The organism is Neptunomonas sp., assembly GCF_041601355.1.
Lineage (GTDB): Bacteria > Pseudomonadota > Gammaproteobacteria > Pseudomonadales > Balneatricaceae > Neptunomonas.
In genome coordinates this window covers 1-5,027 of the sequence record NZ_JBFIIH010000192.1, presented here as the reverse complement: position 1 = coordinate 5,027, position 5,027 = coordinate 1, and the positions used below count along the sequence as shown (strand labels likewise).

The 5,027-nt window shown below is 48.1% G+C and carries 5 protein-coding genes; all 5 read right to left on the bottom strand.

Annotated features, from left to right (window positions below):
• Positions 1–327, bottom strand: a 327-nt coding sequence (locus tag ABY436_RS18845) for an aminopeptidase P family N-terminal domain-containing protein (RefSeq protein WP_372740470.1), incomplete at its 3' end; no start/stop codon positions are given.
• Between the two features lie 558 nt (positions 328–885).
• A complete protein-coding gene (locus tag ABY436_RS18840) occupies positions 886–2,277 on the bottom strand; it encodes an L-serine ammonia-lyase (protein WP_372740469.1) in 1,392 nt (463 codons plus the stop codon).
• A 120-nt stretch (positions 2,278–2,397) separates the two neighbouring features.
• Positions 2,398–3,264 (bottom strand): formyltetrahydrofolate deformylase, encoded by an 867-nt coding sequence (gene purU / locus ABY436_RS18835; protein ID WP_372740468.1) that lies wholly within the window; start codon positions 3,262–3,264, stop codon positions 2,398–2,400.
• 82 nt (positions 3,265–3,346) lie between these two features.
• Positions 3,347–4,030, bottom strand: coding sequence for a sarcosine oxidase subunit gamma (locus ABY436_RS18830; RefSeq protein WP_372740467.1), 684 nt, complete (start codon positions 4,028–4,030; stop codon positions 3,347–3,349).
• Positions 4,023–5,027, bottom strand: a 1,005-nt coding sequence (locus tag ABY436_RS18825; protein ID WP_372740466.1) for an aminomethyltransferase family protein, incomplete at its 5' end; no start/stop codon positions are given. The genes ABY436_RS18825 and ABY436_RS18830, both read right to left, overlap by 8 nt.

The following is a 5,027-nucleotide window of genomic DNA, read 5'->3' as shown; positions in this document are numbered from 1 at the left end:
GAAGTTGTCTTTTTGCCAGTCGGTGTAAACGACGTTATCGCCCAACTGGTTACGACGGTACGGCTGACCCCCATCGATATTCGCAGTCACTGTCGTATAAGAATCAGCAGTCACGACCAAACCATAGTCACGACCAAAGCGACAATAGACGAAATCACTGTAGTAGTTGATGTTATGGTAAGAAGTAAACAACACGGCCTGCATGTCATTTTCGGCCATATAGCGACGTAACTTTTCCAAACGGGCGTTAAGTTCTGCTTTGGAAAAAGTTGGTTGCACCTTGTCGCCATTGGGAATCGACAACGTCTGTGGCATCTGCATCTTCATGTGTAAAACCCTCTTATTATTTTCTGAATTGATTGCGAATAATCTTACGTTCGGTTGTGGGTCTGGACGCCACAAAAGCAAGCTTGCTTAGATTCAGACTACCCCCAACCAAGACATAATAGAAATCAATAGTTGTAATGGGGACATTTACAAAATAAATATAACAAACCAAGTTTCCACCTCCGTTACTGCATGTGCACTCCCTGTGGGCCGCAGCTTCAGTGACAGACGTCATGTGACATACACAATGATCCGCTTCGCTTAATTCATTTTTGTCGGTTCAGGATGGCTATACCCAGCGCAAGCAGTGTTTCGCAGCGTCGCTGCTGCTAACGGCCAGGTACTCTTCATTCACGTCATCGGAGGGATGACCGGCTACTTGGAAAAAGGTAAAAGATGAAGGGTGAAAAAGCAGCGCTTAAAGCGTGTAAGGATATCTGAGGAACCAGCGAACTAATACGGGTCTAGCCGTAAGCGGCTCACTCAAAAGATCATACGACTTCTGAGTAAGCACCGCCCATTAGATGCAATAATGTCACACCTGATCAATCTATAAAATCAGCACTCAACCGCATTGACTGCCAACCCACCTCTGGATGTTTCCTTATACTTATCATGCATATCCATGCCGGTATCGAGCATCGTCTTAATCACTTTATCAAGTGAGATAAAGTGATCTCCGGTGCCATGCAGTGACATCTGAGTTGCGTTGATCGCTTTCATTGCAGCAATTGCATTACGCTCAATACAAGGTACCTGCACTAACCCACCTACAGGATCGCACGTCAGCCCCAAATTATGTTCAAGCCCGATCTCTGCAGCATTTTCGATCTGCTCAGGAGTACCTCCTAATACTTCACATAAACCGGCAGCAGCCATTGCACAGGCAGAACCTACCTCGCCCTGACAACCCACTTCTGCACCAGAAATAGATGCATTAAGCTTACACAAAGCACCGATTGCAGCAGCGGCTAACATAAATCTGACAATCCCATCATCACGCGCCTGATCGTATTCATGTTGCATAAATTCTACGTAATACATCAATACCGCAGGGATAATACCCGCAGCCCCATTAGTCGGTGCTGTCACCATACGACCGCCGGCGGCATTCTCTTCGTTAACAGCCAGTGCATAGAGGTTAACCCAATCCATTGCGCCCAAAGTAGATGTGATCAGATTAGGATTAACCGTTTCTTTCATAGACACATGCAGTGCAGCTGCGCGGCGTTTTACATTCAGTCCTCCAGGCAATACGCCCGCTTTACTAAGTCCGCTGGCGATACAATTTTTCATCGCTTGCCAGATTTCCAGCAAACCATGACGTACGTCCTCTTCCGAGCGCCATATTTTCTCGTTTTCCATCATCAACTGGCTGATAGTAAAGTTGTTGTTTTTGCACATTTCCAGCAGCTCAGTCGCCGTATTGAAATGGTAAGGCAACTTAACCTGAGGAACCAAATAGGCATCCTCAGTCGCTTCACTCTCATCGATAATGAAACCGCCGCCAATCGAATAATACGTATTAGCGTACAGCGCTTCAGCTTTATCATTGTATGCCGTCAGACGCATCGCATTAGGATGATACTGAAGACTCTCTTGCAGTAAGTTCATATCCCGGGACCAGATAAACTCAATAGGATTCTGGCCTAATAATTTCAGGGTTTTGCTCTCTTTCACTGCGGCAACTTCAGGCAATATAATCTCTGGATCAACACTATGTGGGCGCTCCCCCATCAGCCCGATAATTATCGAATTATCAGTACCATGACCGATACCAGTCGCACTCAGAGATCCGTATAAATCAATCTTAATTCGCTTTACATCTTGCAGCATCTTCTGCTGTTCTAAATAACTCGCAAACTCAGCTGCCGCTATCATAGGACCCACGGTATGGGAGCTGGATGGGCCTACACCTATTTTAAAAAGATCAAACACACTGATTGACATACTATCTCCACTGCGCACCTATCGCGCTGTTTGTTCTTATTGTATTCACGGGGAAAGACGAGCTTCTGACAAAGGGCTAGGGTTCTGGAAATTAGCGCTGCCACACCCTACTAGCCTTGCTTAATTACTAAAAACGACAGTCCGGCTACCATTGATAAACACCCGCTTTTCAATATGATGACGAACCGCATTAAACAGGGTGACACGTTCAATATCCTGCCCTTTGGATATTAAATCTTCAGGATATTGGGCATGCCCCACCGACTGAATTCCCTGAGCAATAATAGGCCCTTCATCCAGGTCGTTATTTACATAATGCGCCGTGGCACCCACCATTTTCACGCCTTTTTCCCACGCTTGGTGATAAGGACGTGCACCTTTAAACCCCGGTAACAAAGAGTGATGAATATTAATGGCCCAACCATCTAATTGATTGCACATCTCAGCTGAGAGCACTTGCATGTAGCGGGCAAGCACCAGCAACTCAGTATCGTATTCTTTGAGCAGCTTCATGACTTCAGCTTCTTGCTGAGGCTTAGTTTCTTTAGTGATCGGCAAATGGTAATAAGGAATACCGTGCCATTGCGCCAGGTGTTCAAGATCCGGGTGGTTAGAGATAATCACCGGAATATCAATATTTAACTGGCCTGTACGGTGCCGATAAAGCAGGTCATTTAAGCAATGGTCATATTTAGACACCAAAATCGCTACCCGCGGGCGGTGCTCAGGTTTAGTCAATTGCCATTGCATATCAAACTCGGCCGCTTTAGGCGAAAACCCTGCCGTAAACTGTGCTTCATTAAAGCTGGCAGAGTTAGGCTGGAATTCAATTCTAATGAAAAACCGGTTGGACTCACGATCATCAAAAGAATGGATTTCATCTATATAGTTTCCAGACTGAGCCATAAAGCGTGTCACTACATCTACAGTACCTATGACACTCGTGCAGTTAGCTGTAAAAATCCAGGGCTTGTTTTTTTTATTCATATAAACCTCATACCCGCTGTGTCCTAGAAAAAAATACTGCCTCACGACGCTTAACGCGGCATGAGGCCAGCATAATCAGAGATCAGGCTTTTACGACCAGACCAAATTCACGGCTGACTTCCTGAAGCCACAGCCAGATGTAATCTGAGAAGCTGCGTCGAATCACCAGCTCAAAACGCTGCTCTCCCGTGCGGCGAATGATGGCTGAGCTCTTAGCAAATACCGTGGACACGACTTTACCCACCGGAAACACCGTCGGGTGCAGATCAATCGGTGTGCATCGTTTCAACAGCTCAACCACATCAGCACCGGACAACTCCAACACCGTCGAACCCCCACTGCTGTTAACCAGTGAATAGTGACCGCCCATCTCATCGCGAAATTTGGATTCCACATCAAATGCTTCAAGACCCGGTACCAGGATTAACCATTCATCGGGTGACATCCAGCGTACTGAATAACTCCCTTTCTCGACGGAGGTCAGTGGCTGCAGTGGCAACGCCACCCCCAGCACGCGTTCTGCCGCGGCTAGCTGATCCGTATTTTCCGGATTAAGACGCAGCGTCAGGTGCCCCAGCAGCTTATGTTCACGCAGCTGAATCCCCCCGGCGGCGGCGCCTAACACAGTACCGGCCCTGGCCAATGATGCCAGGTCCGCATGGTGCAACGGAGATTGCCCCTGTACTTCAGGGCCAGGTACCTGGTCCATGACGGCCGCTTTTGTCGCTGCCATTTCTGCTGCTGTCATCACATTCATATCAGACATTTTGACGCTCCCCTTTCGGATCCAGAAAGATCGGGCTACAGATTTCTGCTTCAATCACAGTACCGTCCGCTAGCGGGTAATACACCGTCTCACCCATCTTAGTTAAACCGCCTTTGATGAAGCCCATCGCGATAGAGTGACCTAAATGGGCACTCCAATAGCTGGACGTAACATGACCGACCATCGGCATAGGAATCGGTGCTCTAGGATCCAGCACGGCTTGTGCGCCTTCAGGGATCACCACTTTAGGATCCTTGGTCCTGAGGCCCACTAACTGCTTACGATTCTCACGCACACAGTCCTGGCGGTTCATTCCGCGTTTGCCCACATAACTGAACGGCTTTTGATTCGATACACACCAGCCCATCCCCAAATCAAACGGGTGAACCGAACCATCGGTATCCTGACCGGCAATGATGAAGCCTTTTTCAGCACGTAGAATATGCATAGTTTCCGTGCCGTACGGTGTCAGATTGTACTGCGCACCCGCTTCGAACAACTTCTGCCATACATGCATACCGTAGTTAGCCTGTACGTTGATTTCAAACGTTAGCTCACCGGTGAAGGAGATACGAAAGACGCGTGCAGGCACCCCGGCTACGTTGATCTGTTTCCAGTCCATGAAGGAGAAGTTTTCATTCGTCACATCCGCGTCGGTCAGTTCTGACAGCAGCTTACGGCTGTTAGGGCCGGAAATAGTCAGGGTCGACCAGTGATCGGTCACGGTATTGAAATACACTTCCAACTCAGGCCATTCGGTCTGGTGATACAACTCAAGCCATTCCAGCACGCGTGCGGCACCGCCTGTGGTGGTGGTCATCAAGAAGTGGTTTTCACCTAAACAAGCCGACACCCCATCATCGAACACCATGCCGTCTTCACCGCACATCAAGCCGTAACGACACTTACCTACCGCTAACTTAGCCCAGGCATTACTGTAGATGCGACCGAGGAATTCACGTGCATCTTTGCCTTGAATATCGATCTTACCCAGCGT

What these genes read in the sequence shown, in the direction of transcription:
- ABY436_RS18840 (WP_372740469.1), bottom strand. Translation starts at nt 2,277, where the DNA reads ATGTCAATCAGTGTGTTTGATCTTTTTAAAATAGGTGTAGGCCCATCC.
- ABY436_RS18830 (WP_372740467.1), bottom strand. Translation starts at nt 4,030, where the DNA reads ATGTCTGATATGAATGTGATGACAGCAGCAGAAATGGCAGCGACAAAA.
- purU (WP_372740468.1), bottom strand. Translation starts at nt 3,264, where the DNA reads ATGAATAAAAAAAACAAGCCCTGGATTTTTACAGCTAACTGCACGAGT.